At 63.6% G+C, this 17,628-nt stretch carries 19 protein-coding genes; 16 read left to right on the top strand and 3 right to left on the bottom strand.

Going from position 1 to position 17,628, the window contains the following annotated elements:
• The first annotated feature begins 26 nt into the window (after nt 1-26).
• The 4 genes from JQ597_RS10585 (at nt 27) to JQ597_RS10600 (ending at nt 2,602) form a co-directional block, all read left to right on the top strand.
• On the top strand, nt 27-395 hold the full coding sequence (locus JQ597_RS10585) for a hypothetical protein (protein WP_212264122.1): 369 nt from the start codon (nt 27-29) through the stop codon (nt 393-395).
• A gap of 131 nt (nt 396-526) precedes the next feature.
• Nucleotides 527-1,219, top strand: a complete 693-nt coding sequence (gene pncA / locus JQ597_RS10590) for a bifunctional nicotinamidase/pyrazinamidase (protein WP_502754388.1) — start codon at nt 527-529, stop codon at nt 1,217-1,219.
• 29 nt (nt 1,220-1,248) lie between these two features.
• Nucleotides 1,249-2,103 carry a helix-turn-helix domain-containing protein gene (locus JQ597_RS10595; RefSeq protein ID WP_212264124.1) on the top strand — a complete coding sequence of 285 codons (855 nt, stop codon included), beginning with the start codon at nt 1,249-1,251 and terminating at the stop codon, nt 2,101-2,103.
• 70 nt (nt 2,104-2,173) lie between these two features.
• Nucleotides 2,174-2,602: a VOC family protein gene (locus tag JQ597_RS10600; RefSeq protein ID WP_212264125.1), complete on the top strand. Its 429-nt coding sequence runs from the start codon at nt 2,174-2,176 to the stop codon at nt 2,600-2,602.
• Nucleotides 2,603-2,622: 20 nt separating this feature from the next.
• Here the strand turns inward: JQ597_RS10600 and grpE are convergent, their stop codons facing one another.
• Both grpE and hrcA read right to left on the bottom strand, forming a co-directional pair.
• A complete protein-coding gene (grpE, locus tag JQ597_RS10605; protein ID WP_212264126.1) occupies nt 2,623-3,222 on the bottom strand; it encodes a nucleotide exchange factor GrpE in 600 nt (199 codons plus the stop codon).
• A 193-nt stretch (nt 3,223-3,415) separates the two neighbouring features.
• On the bottom strand, nt 3,416-4,504 hold the full coding sequence (gene hrcA, locus JQ597_RS10610) for a heat-inducible transcriptional repressor HrcA (RefSeq protein WP_192736160.1): 1,089 nt from the start codon (nt 4,502-4,504) through the stop codon (nt 3,416-3,418).
• Nucleotides 4,505-4,662: 158 nt separating this feature from the next.
• On the opposite strand from hrcA, the gene rph reads away from it, so the two are divergent.
• The 5 genes from rph (at nt 4,663) to JQ597_RS10635 (ending at nt 9,391) form a co-directional block, all read left to right on the top strand.
• On the top strand, nt 4,663-5,376 hold the full coding sequence (gene rph / locus JQ597_RS10615) for a ribonuclease PH (protein WP_212031951.1): 714 nt from the start codon (nt 4,663-4,665) through the stop codon (nt 5,374-5,376).
• Nucleotides 5,377-5,387: 11 nt separating this feature from the next.
• Entirely contained in the window at nt 5,388-6,017 is a 630-nt protein-coding gene (rdgB, locus tag JQ597_RS10620) for an RdgB/HAM1 family non-canonical purine NTP pyrophosphatase (RefSeq protein ID WP_212264127.1), read from the top strand.
• Nucleotides 6,010-7,179: a radical SAM family heme chaperone HemW gene (gene hemW / locus JQ597_RS10625; protein WP_212264231.1), complete on the top strand. Its 1,170-nt coding sequence runs from the start codon at nt 6,010-6,012 to the stop codon at nt 7,177-7,179. Before rdgB ends, hemW begins: the two co-directional genes overlap by 8 nt.
• A gap of 266 nt (nt 7,180-7,445) precedes the next feature.
• Nucleotides 7,446-8,558, top strand: coding sequence for an aminotransferase class I/II-fold pyridoxal phosphate-dependent enzyme (locus tag JQ597_RS10630; RefSeq protein WP_212264128.1), 1,113 nt, complete (start codon nt 7,446-7,448; stop codon nt 8,556-8,558).
• Nucleotides 8,555-9,391, top strand: coding sequence for a hypothetical protein (locus JQ597_RS10635; protein ID WP_212264129.1), 837 nt, complete (start codon nt 8,555-8,557; stop codon nt 9,389-9,391). Before JQ597_RS10630 ends, JQ597_RS10635 begins: the two co-directional genes overlap by 4 nt.
• A 65-nt stretch (nt 9,392-9,456) precedes the next feature.
• Here JQ597_RS10635 and JQ597_RS10640 read toward each other — a convergent pair whose 3' ends face one another.
• Nucleotides 9,457-10,671 (bottom strand): penicillin-binding protein activator, encoded by a 1,215-nt coding sequence (locus JQ597_RS10640; protein ID WP_212264130.1) that lies wholly within the window; start codon nt 10,669-10,671, stop codon nt 9,457-9,459.
• A 364-nt stretch (nt 10,672-11,035) separates the two neighbouring features.
• Here JQ597_RS10640 and rsmI point away from each other — a divergent pair, with 364 nt between their 5' ends.
• From rsmI to JQ597_RS10675, 7 genes are all read left to right on the top strand, one after another.
• Nucleotides 11,036-11,995, top strand: a complete 960-nt coding sequence (rsmI, locus tag JQ597_RS10645; protein WP_212264131.1) for a 16S rRNA (cytidine(1402)-2'-O)-methyltransferase — start codon at nt 11,036-11,038, stop codon at nt 11,993-11,995.
• A complete protein-coding gene (locus JQ597_RS10650; protein WP_212264132.1) occupies nt 11,982-12,395 on the top strand; it encodes a YraN family protein in 414 nt (137 codons plus the stop codon). The genes rsmI and JQ597_RS10650 overlap by 14 nt, the downstream gene beginning before the upstream one ends.
• Nucleotides 12,396-12,426: 31 nt before the next feature.
• Nucleotides 12,427-13,374 carry a glutathione synthase gene (gshB, locus tag JQ597_RS10655; RefSeq protein ID WP_212264133.1) on the top strand — a complete coding sequence of 316 codons (948 nt, stop codon included), beginning with the start codon at nt 12,427-12,429 and terminating at the stop codon, nt 13,372-13,374.
• Nucleotides 13,375-13,529: 155 nt separating this feature from the next.
• Nucleotides 13,530-14,513 carry an MBL fold metallo-hydrolase gene (locus JQ597_RS10660; RefSeq protein ID WP_212264134.1) on the top strand — a complete coding sequence of 328 codons (984 nt, stop codon included), beginning with the start codon at nt 13,530-13,532 and terminating at the stop codon, nt 14,511-14,513.
• 132 nt (nt 14,514-14,645) lie between these two features.
• Complete coding sequence (locus JQ597_RS10665; protein ID WP_212264135.1) at nt 14,646-14,957, top strand: hypothetical protein; 312 nt, start codon at nt 14,646-14,648, stop codon at nt 14,955-14,957.
• Nucleotides 14,958-15,040: 83 nt separating this feature from the next.
• Nucleotides 15,041-15,784 carry an alpha/beta fold hydrolase gene (locus tag JQ597_RS10670; protein WP_212264136.1) on the top strand — a complete coding sequence of 248 codons (744 nt, stop codon included), beginning with the start codon at nt 15,041-15,043 and terminating at the stop codon, nt 15,782-15,784.
• Between the two features lie 103 nt (nt 15,785-15,887).
• Nucleotides 15,888-17,426 (top strand): YifB family Mg chelatase-like AAA ATPase, encoded by a 1,539-nt coding sequence (locus tag JQ597_RS10675; RefSeq protein WP_212264137.1) that lies wholly within the window; start codon nt 15,888-15,890, stop codon nt 17,424-17,426.
• Nucleotides 17,427-17,628: the final 202 nt, after the last annotated feature.

A 17,628-nucleotide genomic window follows, 5' to 3' on the forward strand; every position in this document is an offset into this window, starting at 1 on the left:
TAGCTCGCAAATCGAGGCCAGTGGCTATGACGAACAAAGCAATCATTGCGATTGCGGTCGCAATTTCGCTCACGGCCGGCTCATCATTCGGACAGCAAGCCGATGACGATGCAGCATTGCAGCAGTACTTGTCGGATTTTCGGGCCTGCGTCCGGTCAAATGCCGCCGAAGTCTATGCCCTCGGCATCAGGGCAACACACGATGCGGAAGAGATTTTTCGCGAGCGATGCACACCCACGCTTAATGACCTCTTCGGATCGATCAGGTTGAACGAGCCCGCTACGTCGGCAAGTCAGAAACTGAAACTGCCGGCCGGGGCTCTTCGTCCCGGAATCCTCCGCATCACGGCGCGAGAGGAATGGGCTGCTTTCCTTCATAGCGCGAGCGGCAAGTGAGGCACTTTTGGATGACAGCTCGCAAGCAACCAATTTGCGCTAGCAAGCCCTAAATTTCGGGCTTACGTTCGTATATTCTCGCCGTCGGGTTCGCTACGTGGGAGGCGCACATGTTGAATCGCAGGCTGCTTATGACGAGTCTCGGCGCTACGACAATTGTGGCCCTTGGGCCAAGTACCTCTTTGGCCGCGTCGATCAAACCCGACAATGCGTCGGCGTTGCTGGTGATCGACGTTCAGAACTGCTTCCTGCCGGGCGGCAGCCTTGCGGTGAAAGACGGCGACCAGGTCGTTCCCGTCATCAACCGCATCGCCAAGAGCTTTGCCAACGTCGTGCTGACGCAGGACTGGCACACGTCAGGCCATGTCTCGTTCGCCACCACGCATTCCGGCAAGAAACCGTTCGAGACGATCGATCTGCCCTATGGCAAGCAGGTGCTTTGGCCCGATCACTGCGTGCAGGGCACCGAAGGCGCTGCGCTGTCAAAGGACCTTTCGATCGCCCATGCCGGACTTGTCATCCGCAAGGGCTCCAACAAGGACGTCGACAGCTATTCGGCCTTCACCGAAGCCGATGGCAAGACCACGACGGGGCTTGCCGCCTATTTGAAGGCGCGCAAGGTGGAACGCGTGTTCCTCACCGGTCTCGCCACCGATTTTTGCGTGGCATGGAGCGCGCTCGACGCCCGCAAGGCCGGCTTTGAGACCTATGTCGTCGAAGACGCCTGCCGCGGCATCGATACCCAAGGCTCGCTCGCGAAAGCCTGGGCCGATATGGGCGAGGCCGGCGTCAAGCGCATCCAGTCCAGCGATATCGCCGCTTAAAGTAGAGCGTTCTCTCGCGAGAGAGCACAATGTCGGATTTAGGCGCACCGCTCGCGTTCGAGATGATCCGCCGCGCGCCTTCACAGCGCACGGCCGGCCTTATCACGGGAATGACGGGCTACCGCGAGCATGCGCTTGGCCGGTTTTCGCAGCGTGAAGCCGCACACCTGATTGTGCCGCTGATCATCAGCCTTGGCAGCCCGTTCCTGATCGCGCTCGGCCGGGAGCCCGATGCGGCCGACCGCCAGCCAAGCTTCGCCGCGGGCCTCTACGCCGGGCCTGTTCATATCGAGTCCGATGGCGGCGCCGAATGCGTGCAGGTGGATTTCACGCCGCTCGGCGCTTACCGCTTTTTCGGCGGCGACGTCGCAGGTCTTGCCGCGCGCATGGTCGATATCGGCGACGTGCTCAGCCACGAAGGCCGGCAATTGCGCGAGAGACTGGGCGCGACGGCTTGCTGGCAACACCGCTTCGACCTGCTCGAGGACTTCATCGCCGGCCGCGCCAATCATCTGCCGTCGCCGGAGATCGCCTTCGCCTGGCGCCGGCTGGCGCTGACCGCGGGCAGCGCGCGGATCACGGCACTGGCAGGTGAAATCGGCTGGAGCCGCAAACATCTGGTCGAGCGTTTTCGATCCGAGCTTGGCCTCGCGCCCAAATCAATCGCGCGCATGATGCGCTTTCACCGGGCCTGCCGGCTGGCACGCAGCGGGACAGCTCCCGGCTGGGCCGGGATTGCCGCCGAGAGCGGCTTTTCCGACCAGGCCCATCTGGTGCGCGAATTCGGCGAACTGGCCGGCGAGACGCCGACGGCCTGGGCACGGCGTCTGGCGCTGATCGACAGCCGGCTGACACGTCCGAACGAAGCGCTTTCCGACTGGTAACAAATCTTCAAGCCGGCGCCGCCGGCGTATCAGCATATTGACGCGGTGAAGCCGAAAGAAGGAGTTTGCCGTGACGAACAGCAATGACGCGCAGCGCATCTACCCGACAATGCGCTGCAGGGATGCCGAGGCGATGATCCGCTGGCTCAAGGATGTGCTTGGTTTCACCGAGCATGTCGTCTACCGCACGGACGGCGTGGTACAGCACGCACAACTTGCCTGCGGCGCGTCGCTTCTGATGCTCGGTCAGGCCCGTGACGATGAGTACGGCAGATTGGTTGGCGACATCTCCGGCCGCCGCACCGACGCGCTTTATGTCGCCGTCGAGGATCCCGACGCGCTGTGCGCCAAGGTGAAGGCATCAGGCGCCAAAATCGAAATGGAGCTGCACAACACCGACTACGGCAGCCGCGATTTCGCCTGCCGGGACCCGGAAGGCAATCTCTGGAGCTTTGGCACCTACTGGCCGAAGGCGAATGAGAAGCCGATGGACGCGTAGGTCGGATCGGCTCTTTCGGCTTAGGTCGTGACGTCGGCGGCGGGCGCCGCCTTGGCGCCGCCTTTGGAGACGCCGACCAGCGCCGGACGCAGCACGCGCTCGCCGATCATGAAGCCGGCCTGCACCACCTGCACCACGGTGCCCGCCGGCACCGACGCGTCAGGGACTTCGTACATCGCCTGCTGGAAGTTCGGATTGAACTTCTCACCCGACGGATCGAATTTCTTGACGCCGTTTTTCTCCAGCGTGTTGAGCAGCGACCGCTCGGTCAGCTCGACGCCTTCGATGAACGCCTTCAGCGCCGGGTCGGCCGAGGCCTTCATTTCCTCAGGAACCGCATCCAGCGCGCGTTGCAGATTGTCGGCGATATCGAGAATGTCGCGCGCGAAGCCGGTGATGCCGTAAGCCCGCGCATCGGCAACTTCCTTGGCGGTGCGTTTGCGCAGATTTTCCATCTCCGCCAGCGTGCGCAGCATCTTGTCGCGCGCTTCAGCCGCTTCCTTCGTCAACGCCTCGACCGATCCTTCCTCGGGATCATCAGGCATGATGTAGGGCTTTGAGACCACGGGCTCGCCGCTCTGGGCCACCGCGTCATCATTCGGCCGGTTGGGATCGGTCATAAGTCTGCCTTCTCAAAAGAACCGTTCGGTTAAATGGGGATTTGCTGCCCGGGATATCGTGCTTTAGCGGGTGAAAATCAAGCGTTCCATGGCGTTTTCGAGTGATGCCTGCACCGGACCTGATCCGGGGTGGGGCCCGGTTCGCGCCGGGAAAGGCGTCAAAACAACAAAGCGAAGCTTTTTTCGGGCCGGATCAGCCACCGAGCATGCGGCTGACGATGCGCGCGGCATAGTCCACCGTCGGAATCACCCTTGCATAGTTGAGCCGCGTCGGCCCGATCACGCCGAGAACCCCGACGATGCGGCCGGCGGCGTCACTATAGGGCGCGATGATGGTGGAGGAACCGGACAGCGAGAACAGCTTGTTCTCCGATCCGATGAAGATCCGCACGCCCTCGGCGCGCTCGGCGCGACCGAGCAGATCAATGACGCCGCGCTTGGTCTCGAGGTCGTCGAACAGCGATTTCACGCGCTCCAGATCTTCCAGCGCATGCAGATCCTCGAGCAGATTGGCGTGACCGCGCACGATCAATTGGCGGTCCTCGCTTTCGCCGCCGGACCAGCTCGCGATGCCGGCCGCGATGATCTTCTGCGTCAGCTGATCGAGTTCGGCGCGGCTTTGCGTCAGCGCGGTTTCGAGTTCGAGGCGCGACTCGGCAAGCGTACGGCCGCGAATGCGGGAATTGAGGAAATTGCTGGCTTCCGTCAGCGCCGACGAGGGAACGCCGGGCGGCAGGGTCAGCACGCGGTTTTCGACCTGGCCGTCCTCGCTGACCAGCACCACCAGCGCGCGTTCCGGCTCCAGCCGCACGAATTCGATGTGCTTCAGCCGCGAATTGGATTTCGCTGTCAGCACCACCGCGGCGGCGCGGGTCAGGCCCGACAACCGCGTCAGGGCTTCGCCGAGCGCCGCCTCGACCGATTGCGCGCGGCCGACGGACGCAAGCTGGGTCTGGATCGACTGCCGTTCGTCTTCGGTGAGATCGCCGACCTGCATCAGCGCATCGACGAAGAAGCGCAGGCCGAGTTCCGTGGGCAGCCGGCCGGCCGAGGTATGCGGCGCGTAGATCAGGCCGAGCTGTTCGAGGTCCGACATCACATTGCGAACCGAGGCCGGCGACAGCGGCATCGCGATCAGGCGCGAGATGTTGCGCGAGCCCACCGGCTCGCCGGTTGCGAGGTAACTCTCGACGATTTGACGAAAAATGTCGCGCGAGCGCTCATTGAGCTGGGCCAGCCCGGCATTCGGTGCGATCAGGCCAATCGGATCGTGGTGGGCCACAATTACTCCCTCACAGCTGCCCCTAATCTGTCTATCCGGAGGGCCGGTGACAAGCACGCATTACACCTCAAAGAGGTGGCAAAGGCCCTTGCCGCTGCCCGCTCCCCCTCCTACAAGCACCGCGAACCGCTTTTACTTGATTTTTCGGAGGATTCCCCATGCGGCCAAGCCGCCGTGCGCCCGATGAGCTGCGCCCCGTGTCGCTGGAACGCGGCGTCGTCAAATACGCCGAAGGTTCCTGCATGGTGAAATTCGGCGATACCCACGTGCTGGTCACGGCCACGCTGGAAGAACGCCTCCCGCCATGGCTCAAGGGTCAGGGCCGCGGCTGGGTCACCGCCGAATACGGCATGCTGCCCCGCGCCACCCTGGAACGCACCCGCCGCGAGGCCGCCACCGGCAAGCAGGGCGGCCGCACCGTCGAAATCCAGCGCCTGATCGGGCGCTCGCTACGCGCGGCTGTCGACCTTGAAGCGCTCGGCGAGCGTCAGATCACGGTCGATTGCGACGTGATCCAGGCCGATGGCGGCACCCGCACCGCCTCGATAACCGGCGCCTGGGTGGCGCTGGCCGACTGCATCTCGTGGATGAAGAACCGCAACATGCTGAAAGCCAATGTGCTCCGCGATAATGTCGCGGCGATCTCCTGCGGCATCTATCAGGGCACGCCGGTGCTCGACCTCGATTATGCCGAGGATTCCGAGGCCGATACCGACGCCAATTTCGTCATGACCGGCGACGGCCGCATCATCGAGGTGCAGGGCACCGCGGAGAAAACGCCGTTCTCGCAGGACGAGTTCCTGGCGCTGATGGCGCTGGCGCGCAAGGGCGTCGCGCGTCTGGTGGACTTGCAAAAGATGGCCGTCGCGTAGTCTGATTGATCATGCACCGTCGAATCACAGGCCGCCTAGTGATCGCGACCCACAATCCCGGCAAGCTTGCCGAGATGCGCGAATTGCTGGCGCCACATGGCGTCGAGGCGATCTCCGCGGGCGAACTCGGCCTCGATGAGCCCGAGGAGACCGGCGAGACCTTTCGGGCCAATGCCGCGATCAAGGCGATCGCAGCCGCGAAAGCCGCGCAGCTTCCGGCCTTCGCCGATGATTCCGGCCTCGTGGTCGATGCGCTGGACGGCGCGCCCGGGATCTATTCGGCGCGCTGGGCCGGCAAACCTGCGGATTTTATGGCGGCGATGACGCGGGTCGAACGCCTGTTGCAGGAGCGCGGCGCCAAAACGCCTGACAAGCGCAAGGCGCATTTCGTATCGGCATTGTGCGTCGCCTGGCCCGACGGTCACCTGGAAGAGGTCGAGGCGCGGGTCGATGGAACTTTGGTGTGGCCACCACGCGGCACCGAGGGTTTCGGTTACGATCCGTCGTTCCTGCCCGATGGACACGGCCGTACCTTCGGCGAGATGGCCAGCATCGAGAAGCACGGCCTGCCGCCGCTGGGGCTCGGTCTGTCGCATCGCGCCCGCGCCTTCGTCAAACTGGCGGAGATCTGCCTTGGCTAGCTTCGAGCGCCCTCAGGGCAAAGCGGCTTTCGGCGTTTATGTGCACTGGCCATTCTGCCTGTCGAAATGCCCGTATTGCGATTTCAACAGCCATGTCCGCCACGCCCCTATCGACGAGGCGCGGTTCGTCAGTGCCTTTGCGCGCGAGATCGAAACCTCCGCCGAGCGCGCGCCGGGACGGGAAGTGACCTCGATCTTCCTCGGCGGCGGCACGCCGTCGCTGATGGCGCCGCAGACCGTCGGCGCCATCCTGGATGCAATCGGCAAACACTGGCGCGTCGCTGGTGATGTCGAAGTCACGCTGGAAGCCAATCCCACCAGCGTCGAGGCGACGCGCTTCCGCGGCTACCGCGCGGCCGGCGTCAACCGGGTGTCGCTCGGCGTGCAGGCGCTGGATGATGCCTCATTGAAAGCATTGGGCCGCCTGCACAGCGCGCGCGAGGCGCTGGATGCGGTGGCGATCGCGCGGCAATCCTTCGATCGTTATTCGTTCGACCTGATCTACGCCCGCCCCGACCAGACGCCGCAAATGTGGGCCGATGAACTGAAGCTGGCGATTTCGGAAGCCGCCGAACATCTGTCGCTCTATCAGCTTACGATCGAGGAAGGCACGCCGTTCTTCGGATTGCACGCCGCAGGCAAGTTGAAGACGCCGGATGAGGCCGTCGCCCGCGCGCTCTACGACGTGACGCAGGATGTCTGCGCCGCGCAGGGTCTTCCTTCTTACGAGATTTCCAACCACGCGCGGCCGGGCGCGGAGTGCAAACATAATCTCGTCTATTGGCGCGGTGAGGAATATGCCGGCATCGGTCCGGGCGCACATGGCCGCCTCGATATCGATGGCGAAAGACACGCGATCGCGACCGAAAAGCGTCCCGAAGCCTGGCTGATGCGGGTCGAGGCCAACGGCCATGGCTTCATCACCGACGACGTTCTCAACTCGGAAGAGCGCGCCGACGAATTTTTGCTGATGGGGTTGCGGCTTGCGGAAGGCATCGATCCCAAACGCTACGCCGCGCTGTCGGGCCGCACGCTCGATCCCGGCCGGATCGCCGTGCTGCGCGAAGAAGGCGCGATCATCGTCGACACCGACGGCCGGCTGCGGGTGACGCAGGCCGGTTTTCCCGTGCTCGATGCTGTTGTCGCGGATCTGGCTGCGTAAATTTTCCTTCCGTCGTCCCGGACAAGCGAGCACAGCGAGTGCAGATCCGGGACCCATACGCCGCGGCCCCTCGGTGAGACAAAGCTGGCAGACGGCTTTTTTTAAACAACAACGGCCGCGGAGTATGGGTCCCGGCTCAAGGCCGGGACGACGTGTGGAGAGAGCTCGCCGCGTAACGGTTTGATAAGGCAATGCACAGGGATTTGGGCGGCGCCCGCCCCGCTGTGGTACATTGCGCCGAGAGATTTACCCCAACCGCCATTTGCATGACGATCGTGAACGACCGGACCATCACCCCGCCGATCCATGATCCCGAGCTCGACCGCCGCGTCAAAAGCGCCGGCGCGAGCAAGACGGTTTATGCGCTGGTCACCCCCGAAACCGAAGCCGCCAAGAATTTCATTCTCGGCAACGCGGTTGCTGGCCCCGACGCCGCGCGGCGTCATCATCTCGAACAATTCCGCGACGCCTGGACCGGAAAGCAATTCGCCTCGCATGAAGCCTTCATCGAACGCTGGATGGCGTGGGCGGCGCCCACGGTTGTGATCGATGCCGCCGGCTTCCCCTGGCGCTATCCAACCGCCGGCGGCAGCGAAGCGCTGTTTCACGTCATCACCGCCTACGGCAATCGCGGCCGCGTCGAAAAATTCAATCCCGAGGTGCACGTCTTCGCCGGCGAGTATGAGGGCTACAAGGCCTATGCCGAGGCCTGCGGCATCGTGGTGATCGAACATCGCCGCGCCGAGTGGCAAGCCGTCGGCCGCGCGCTTCCGAAAAATGCCTTGTTCTGCCTGAGCCAACCCTCCGCGATCGACGGCAATGTCTGGCCGCACGCCAATGATTTCCTGGCCCTGCTCGCCGCCACCGAAAAGCCCCGCGTGCTGCTCGACGCCACCTATGTCGGCTCCATTGCCGAAGCGCCCGCCGCGAAAATTGCCGCCGACAGTCCAGCGGTGCAGGCGCTGGCGTTCAGCCTGTCAAAACCGTTCGGGGTCTATTACGACCGCATCGGCGGCGTGCTCTGCCGTCACGCCATGCCGAGCCTGTTCGGCAATCAATGGTTCAAGAATCTCACCTCGCTGCAACTCGGCGTCGCGCTGCTGGAGCGTCACGACGTCTTCGATCTGCCGCGCCGCTACAAAACCGTTCAGCGCGAGGCAGCGATTCAAATCGGCCGACGCCTCGGGCTGACGCTCTCGCCCTGCGACGTCACCGTGCTGGCCCAAGCAGAAGCCAACGCCACCGATCCTGCGCTGGCGGATTTCCTGCGTCGCCCCGCCGGCGATCCCGCTGCACGCTTGCGGCTGTGCCTGACGCCAACGATGGCCGAAATGATCGGAACCGCCGGGCCGATCGCCGCTCCTGGAGGCGCATCGTGAAAAACCCGGTCATTCTGACGGATACAAAAGAGATTCACCGCCACGTGCACGGTCTGTGGCGCAGCGCGCCGATCCGCGCCTCGCACACCGACGGCGGTTTCATCCACGACATCGTCGAGCAGTTCGCAAGCCTGCCGCGGCTGTTCTGCGACTCCACCGACGACCGACTGGAGCGTGCGCATTTCTGCTCATGGTGGGGCGTCACCATGAATCGCGCTTACGACAATCCCGCGATCGAGGACCTCTATCGCCTGCACGAGATGTTCCACGCGGCCTTCATGCCCTACTTTCCCGGCATCGGTTTTGATGCCTTCCACCGCAAGATGGAAGACAATGAACTGAAGGCCAGCGTCTGTTCGGAGATCCGCGTCTATTTCGAACTGCCGCATCTGCGCGAACAGGCCTTTGCGCATCCGATCTATGCCGATCGCTATTTGTCCGATCCGTCGATGCAGACGCTGTGGGCCAAGAACAAACCCGTTGCGATCGAAACGCTGCAGGAAGCGCGGCGCGACGTGATGTTTTCAAAACCCGAACACGAGATGGATCTGACGGAGCGCTGGATCCGCCGCTTCGCGCTACAGAACCGTCAGTGGTCGACCTGCTGGTACGATCGATACCTCGAGATCGAGAGCCACATGTTCGAATTCCAGATCAAGGCGTTGCGAGGTGATCGCCCCGGCGCGATTGCAGAGCATGCGGCATGGATCGAGGCGCAGGCCGGTCAGGATGCCGACGACCACATCCCCTATCGCCAGGAAGCCGCGCTGTTCGCCAATATCTATTGGAGCAACCGGCGACGTTACGAGGCGGAATTCGCGAAAGCGGGCTAAAGCGTTTTCAAGCGAAGTGGGTACCGGTTCGCGTGAAGAAAACGCGTCAAAAAAGAATCTAATACTTACGCGCCAAAACTTTTCGGCGAGCCCGCAACCGGCGTGCCGCCGCCCTGCGCCACCTTCATGACCGCAAGCCCGCGCTCGTTGGTGCCGTCGGAGCGGAAGCGGAACAGCCCGTCGATGCCGGCAAAGCCGGACGGATTGGTCAGCGTTTCCGGCGCGAAACGTTGCGGACCTTGCGTGCGCGACAATGCGGCGACGAGCGCGACCGCGTCATAGGCCAGCGTCGCGGTGCGCACCGGCTCGCCGCCATATTTGGTACGGTAGCGGCCCGCGAAACTTCGGAAACCCGACGGATCCGGTGCCGCATAGAGACCGCCCTGCAGCGCCGGGCTCGCGAACACCCGCGGATTGTCCCACAGGCCGGTGCCGAGCAACTGAATGTTGCGCAAATTCACGCCTGCCGCGGTGAGCGCATCCGCCGTCGCCACCACCGAGTCGCCGTCATCGGCCATGAACAGCGCGTCGGCCTGGCCGAGCGACTGTGAAACGGTGCGCACGGCGGCCGAGCGATCGGCGCCATATTTTTCGAACGCGACGATGCGGCCCTTGCGCGCCGCCGCCTGCTTGAAGGCGGCTTCCACCACATTGCCATAGGCATTGTCGGGCAGCAGCGCCGCAAAGGACTTCTTGCCGATGCCGGCCGAGTAATCGACGATGCGGTTGACGTCGGACTCCGGCAGGAAGCTGAGCAGATGGACCCCGCGGCCGGCCACGCTGGAGTCGGTCGAGAATGCAATCACGGACACGCCCTTGGTGCGCGTCTGCTGCGCGACCGCGGGAACCGACTGCGCAAACAGCGGGCCGAGGATGATCTCCGCACCTTCACCGAGCGCCTGCTGGGTTGCCTGGCTGGCGCCTTGCGGGCTGCCGCCGTCATCCTTGATCAGAAGCTGGATGTTGGGATTCTGGAACTCGGCCAGCGCCATTTCGGCGGCGTTTTTCATCGATAGTGCGGCGACGCCGGCGTTGCCGGAGGCCGAGAGCGGCAGGATCAGGCCGACCTTGACCTGCCCGGTGCCGACCGCGAGCGGTTGCTGCTGCGGGCCCGCGGGCCCGGCCTCGGGTTGCGGTGAGGAGAACGGGTTGGAAAACTGGCCAAAACTCTGCTGCACGCTGGAGCAGGCGCCGAGCAGCGGCGCACCGAGAATTAAGCCGACCGCCGTCCGCCGGGTTGCCCCTGACGGCTGAGGTTTGCGAATGAGCGGGCCCACCATCGTATCTCTTCTCTTGACCGACCTGGATCGGCCAGTCCTTGAACCTCAAGGACTTGAACCTCAGGACCTGAATCCTAAGGCTCCAACCTCCGGAATAAAGGCGGGCGGATTCAGGCATATTGTCGGCGAATAGTTAACCAAAACAAAAGGATTAGGGTCCCGCGGGCGCAACGCCGGTTGCGGATACCTGCCCCCTTTCCGTGATGCTAGCACCAACGTTGCCACCGCACTGTGGCGCTGGCGCTACTACCACTGTGTTCCGGTTCTGATCTTATCAGAACCGGAACACCCGGTCTTTGTACTGACGCGTTTTCTTCACGCGAACCGGTATCCACTTCGCTTGAAAACGCTTTAGATTGGCATGATGCGCGCAAAAACCAGCTCCAACTACGGGCCTGAAGCCGAACCGGGTTCTGTGATCAGGACATTTTCGATTGGCGGCCATGTCCTGACCGCCCCAAAGCCGGTTCCCGGGCTCTATCTGGTGGCCACCCCGATCGGCCACCTCGGCGACATCACGTTGCGTGCGCTTGAAACCCTGGCCGGCGTCGACATCATCGCCTGCGAGGACACCCGCATCACCCGCCGCCTGACCGAGCGTTACGTGATCTCGGCGCAACTCAAACAGTATCACGAGCACAACGCCGCGATGGCGCGGCCAAAGATCCTGGAAAAGCTGGCGCAGGGCGCTTCGATCGCGCTGGTCTCGGACGCCGGCACGCCCCTGATATCAGATCCCGGCTTCAAGCTGGTGCGCGAGGTCTGCGCCGCCGGCCATGCCGTGATCGCGATACCGGGCGCCTCCTCGGTGCTGACGGCGCTATCGGTCGCAGCATTGCCCACCGACCGGTTTTTCTTCGAGGGATTTTTACCCGCCAAGCAACAGGCGCGCCGCACGCGGCTGGCAGAACTTGCCCGGATCGACGCCACGCTTGTCATGTTCGAATCCGGCAACCGCATCGCCGACACGCTGGGCGACCTCGCCGACATCATGGGCGAGCGCGACGCCGCGATCTGCCGCGAACTGACAAAACTGCATGAGGAGATCTCGCGCGCGCCGGTCGCCGAACTGGCGAAGCTCGCCGATACGCTGGAGACGCGGGGCGAATTCGTGCTGGTCGTCGGCCCGCCCCGGGCGGATGCACTTGTCATGACCGAGGCTGATCTCGATGACCTGCTACGCTCCTCGCTTGCGCAGGACAGCGTCAAGGATGCGGTCGCCCATGCCGTCGAACTGTCCGGCCGCCCGCGCCGCGAAGTCTATGCCCGCGCGCTCGAGCTCGCGAAAGAAATTCGGGATGGAGAGGACGATGGCGAAGACTGACGGCGCCACGCCGCCCGACGCGTCCACAAAACTCGCCGCGCCGGAGCGGGTCGCCGCCTTCCAGACCGGGCTTTCGGCCGAGACCCGCGCCGCCGCGTTCCTGATGGCCAAGGGCTACCGCATTCTCGCCAAGCGTTTCAAAACCCCCTATGGCGAGATCGATATCGTCGCCAAGAAGCGCAATCTGATCGCCTTCATCGAGGTCAAGGCGCGAGCCCGCCTCGATGATGCCGCCTATGCGGTGACGCCGCGCCAACAGGCCCGCATCATCGATGCCGCGCAGGCCTGGCTGATGGCGCATCCCGAGCATGCCGAATTCGAGCTGCGATTCGACGCCATCCTGATTGCGCCGCGGCGATTGCCACGCCATCTGTTAGCGGCATTCGACGCCAGCGTTTAAACCACCCCTTCCACAGACCCGGACCCGCCCCATGAAATTGAATGTCGCCGTCCAGATGGACCCCATCGCGCGTATCAACATCCGCGGCGATTCGACCTTTGCCTTATTGCTGGAAGCGCAGAAGCGCGGCCACGCGATCTCCTATTACACGCCGGACCAGCTCTCGCTGCGCGGCGAGGAACTGGTGGCGCCGGTGCAGGTGCTGACCGTACGCGACGAGCCCGGCAATCATTTCACCCTCGGCGAGCCCAAGCGCACGGCGCTTGATGGCTTCGACGTCATCCTGCTGCGGCAGGATCCGCCGTTCGATCTCGCCTACATCACTTCGACGCATCTGCTGGAGCGCATCCACCCCAAGACGCTGGTCGTGAACGATCCCGCCAGCGTGCGCAACGCGCCGGAAAAACTGTTCGTGCTGAACTTTCCGCAGCTGATGCCGCCGACGCTGATCTCGCGCGACATCAATGAGATCAATTCGTTCCGCGACGAGCATGGTGCCGTCGTCATGAAACCGTTGCACGGCCATGGCGGCGCCGCGGTATTTCGCGTGATGCCGCAGGACATGAACTTCGGCTCGCTGTTCGACATGTTTTCCGTCACCTTCCGCGAGCCCTGGGTGATCCAGCGTTTCCTGCCCGAGGTCAAACACGGCGACAAGCGCATCATCCTGGTCGACGGCGAATTCGCTGGCGCGGTCAACCGCGTGCCGGCCGCTGACGATCTGCGCTCCAACATGGTGCGCGGCGGCGCCGCCCAGGCCACCGACCTCTCGCCGCGCGAACGCGAGATCTGCGCCACGCTGGGACCGCATCTCCGCGAGCGCGGCCTGCTGCTGGTCGGCATCGACGTGATCGACGGCAACCTCACCGAGATCAACGTCACCTCGCCCACCGGCATCCGCGCCATCGCCCGGCTCAACGGTCCTGACGTCGCTGCAATGGTTTGGGACACCATTGAGGCGAAGCGGGCCGCGAAATAATCTTCTTCGCGCGGTTGTGCGCCTGCACACCACACCTGCACGCCTGTCAGGCGTCTAATCCTACTTGCCAATTTCGAGGCGCGGGAGCAGCCTGTAGCCGCGGATGAATCTGTCCGGCCACAACGCAGTTCTACAAAAACACTGGAGGAAGACGCATGACGATGGACGTATCGCGACGGTCCCTGCTTGCTCTCGGCGCAGGACTTGGTGTTGGCCTCGGCGCCTCGACCATGCTCGGCGGCAGCGCGCTGGCCAAGGCACCCAAGCTCGGCACGCAGACGCCTTACTGGCACCGCTTCGTTCTCGGTGACGCCGAGGTAACCGTGGTCTCCGACGGCCCGCTGCCGCTCGGCCCACCCAAGGGCACCTTCGTCGGCGTGTCCGACGACGAAGTGAAGAAGATGCTGACCGACAACTTCCTCGACGCCGAAAATGTCGTGCTCGAGCAGAACTCGCCGATCGTGAACACCGGCGACAAGCTGATCCTGTTCGACACCGGCATGGGCACTTCGAAAGCGTTCGGGGCGACCACCGGCCGCCAGCAGAAGAGCATGGCGGAAGCCGGCATCAAGCCGGGGGATATCGACGCCGTGGTGTGCTCGCATGCGCATATCGACCACATCGGCGGCCTCGTCGGCGCCGACGACAAGCCGCTATTCCCGAACGCGCAGGTCTACATCACCCAGAGCGATTTCGAGTTCTGGACCGATGAAGGCAAGCTCGGCAGTCCGCTGAAGGATTTTGTGATTCACGCCCGCAAGAATTTGATGCCGGTGCGCGACCGCATCGTCTTCATCAAGGACAACCAGGAATTCCTGCCCGGCGTGACCGCGATCGCGGCCCCCGGCCACACCGTGGGACACACCATCTTCATGGTGAGCTCGAAAGGCAAATCCTTTGCCTTCCTCGGCGACCTCACCCACCACCCGATACTGCTGTTGGAAAAGCCGCGGATGCAATTCTCCTACGACTCGGATCCGAAGCAGGCGGCGGACACCCGCGTGAAACTGCTCGACATGATCGCGGCCAACAAGACCCCGGTCATGTCCTATCATTTCGCCTGGCCCGGCTTTGGTCACATCGGCAAGACCAGCGAAGGTTTCCATTACTATCCGTCGGCGATGGTGATGAACCTTTGAGCTGCAATTATTCGGGGCCGGCCGTGCTGGCCCCGAATACCGCCGGGCTGAACCCGGCACTAGGGATCGACCCTAGACTGGCGTAAGCAAGGTTCAGCGAATCCTGACCCTGACGCTATCTAGGAGAGCCCCGTGACCGACCAACCGAACCCCAAGCCGGGCGACCTCGTCTATGAAGACACCGGAGCCGCCGCCCCGCTGGTCTATTTCGACATCGTCGGCGCCTACGGCACCATGAACGGCTCGGTCGAGATCGAACTCGCCACCCGAATTCTCATTCCCAAAACTGACGGTTCGACCGAGGTGAAATTCATCTCCTCAGGCCGCCTGCGCTGCAGCCAGAACGCCGCCGTCAATTTGCGCAACGGCCTCGATGCCGCGCTGAAGATGCTGGAGCCGCCGACGCCGAATATGGCGGTGGTTGCGGCGAGTAAGCTGAATTGAGGGGCGTCGAGACGGTGGAGGCAATCTCCAAGCCCCCTTTGTCGGACCACGGCTCATGTTGTTTGTGGTAATCCTAAGCGACGATGGAGCAGCAAGCATCTCAGGTTTCTTCACCACTCTCGTTGGTCCTGCTTCCGGGGCTTGATGGATCGGGTCGCCTCTTTGAATGGTTTGTCAAAGCACTGCCCCCAACGCTCAAGCCACAAATCATCTGTTTTCCGAAGCATGAGGACGACTATGGGGCGCTCGAAACCGACGTCTTGCGTTTGCTGCCTCAAGGCCAGCCGTTCGTTATTCTTGCTGAAAGTTTCTCCGGACCCCTTGCGCTACGCGTGGCAGCGATCGGGCATCCGCATCTAATCGCAGTCATTCTCGTTGCGAGCTTCGCGTCGCGGCCCGTCGCTTGGATGCCGCGCTTTGCAAGACACATCATGCGTCCGCTCCTTTTCCGATTGCCGGGTCAGGTTCTTCTCATGAGATGGTTCTTGTTCGGCGACAGCGCTCCAGTCGCATTGATTGAGGGCACAATTGATTGTCTCAATTCGGTCGACCCGGCGGTTCTGGCTGGTCGAACGAAGGCAGCGCTTACCGTTGATGCTACGGAGGCATTCCTACGGTGCCCCGTGCCGATACTCTATCTCGGCGGGATACAAGACCGGTTGATCACTCCTCAAACGTCTGAACGATTGAAGTCGCTACGCCCCGACCTTGAGTGCGTAATGTTGGATGCGCCGCATTTTCTTCTGCAACGAGCACCTGCCGCAGCGGTCAAAGCAGTGACCGACTTCCTATGGCGCCTGAAGCCGGCTGGTCGTCATCGTGATTAGCGGGACCGCAGCATAGCCATTTGCCAAAAGATCAAGATGTTCCCGTATTGTTCTTGTGTTCCTCCCCCGGTTCCGCTACCCTCGGTAGAGGCAAGGGGTCGGCATGGTTCAGCGGGTTTCTACCGTAGCCTTTGAGGGGATCGAGGCCCGCGCGGTCGACGTGCAGGTGCAGGTCGCGCACGGGCTGCCGGTGTTTGCGATCGTCGGCCTGCCCGACAAGGCGGTTTCCGAGGCGCGCGAGCGGGTGCGTTCGGCGCTGATCGCTTCGGGGCTGGCGCTGCCGGCACGGCGGATCACTGTCAACCTCGCCCCCGCCGACGTGCCGAAGGAAGGCAGCCATTACGATCTGCCGATCGCGCTCGGCCTGATGGCCGCCATCGGCGCGATCCCGCCCGACGCGCTCGCCGGTTTCACGGTGCTCGGCGAACTCGGGCTCGACGGATCGATCGCGCCGGTCGCGGGCGTGCTGCCGGCGGCCATCGGCGCCAATTCACGCGACGAGGGCCTGATCTGCCCCGCGGCCTGCGGAACGGAAGCGGCCTGGGCGAGCCCGGACATCCAGATCATCGCGGCGAAATCGCTGATCCAGATCGCCAACCATTTTAAAGGCACGCAGCTGCTGTCGCGGCCGCAGCCGAAAGTCCACGAGCGCGAGGAAACGCTGCTCGACTTGCGCGACATCAAGGGCCAGGAGAGCGCAAAGCGCGCGCTGGAGATCGCGGCGGCCGGCGGACATCATTTGCTGATGATCGGCTCGCCCGGCGCCGGCAAATCGATGCTGGCGGCGCGGCTGCCCTCGATCCTGCCGCCGCTGTCGCCGTCGGAACTTTTGGAAGTCTCGATGATCGCCTCCGTCGCCGGCGAGATCCGCGACGGCGCATTGACCGCGCGGCGGCCATTTCGGGCGCCACATCATTCCGCCAGCATGGCCGCGCTGACCGGCGGCGGGATGCGCGCAAAACCCGGCGAGATCTCGCTGGCGCATCAGGGCGTGCTGTTCCTCGACGAATTGCCGGAGTTCGATCCGCGCGTGCTGGACTCGCTGCGCCAGCCGCTGGAAAACGGCGAGGTCGCGGTGTCCAGGGCCAATCACCGCGTCACCTATCCGGCGCGCTTCATGCTGGTCGCGGCGATGAACCCGTGCCGCTGCGGCCATGCCTATGAGCCCGGCTATTCCTGCAAGCGCGGACGGATCGATCGCTGCACAGGGGATTATCAGGTGCGCATCTCCGGCCCGATGATGGACCGCATCGATTTGCGCATCGAAGTGCCGGCGGTGACCGCGGCCGACCTGATCCTGCCGCCGCCGAGTGAAGGCTCCGCCGAAGTCGCCGCCCGTGTCGCCGCCGCCCGCGACGTCCAGCTCGCGCGCTACGCCGCCGCCGGCATGCCGCATGTCCGCACCAATGCCGAAGCCCCCGCGTCGCTGCTGGAGACCATCGCGCAGCCGGATGCGCAGGGACAAAAGCTGCTGCGCGACGCCGCCGAGACCATGAAGCTGACCGCGCGCGGCTATCACCGCGTGCTGCGCGTCGCCCGCACGCTGGCCGACCTCGACGGCGCGGACAAGATCGGCCGTCTGCATCTGGCGGAAGCGCTGTCGTATCGCGCATTGGCCGATGATTCGCGGCGCGCGGCGTGACGGTCTCGTGTATGGGTAGAGCGCAGCGAAACCCATCAACTCCATCGCAAGTCAGCGATGGGTTTCGCTGAGCCTGTCATCGGGCGCGCATTCGCGCGACCCGTTGGCTCTACCCATCCTACGAGGTCCCGGGCTTGCGCTTCCAAATCAGAAAGCCGAAACAATTCAGTTGCGGTTGTTGCCTTAGGACTGTGCCGGACCC

Source organism: Bradyrhizobium sp. AUGA SZCCT0177 (assembly GCF_018130125.1).
Classification (GTDB): Bacteria; Pseudomonadota; Alphaproteobacteria; order Rhizobiales; family Xanthobacteraceae; genus Bradyrhizobium.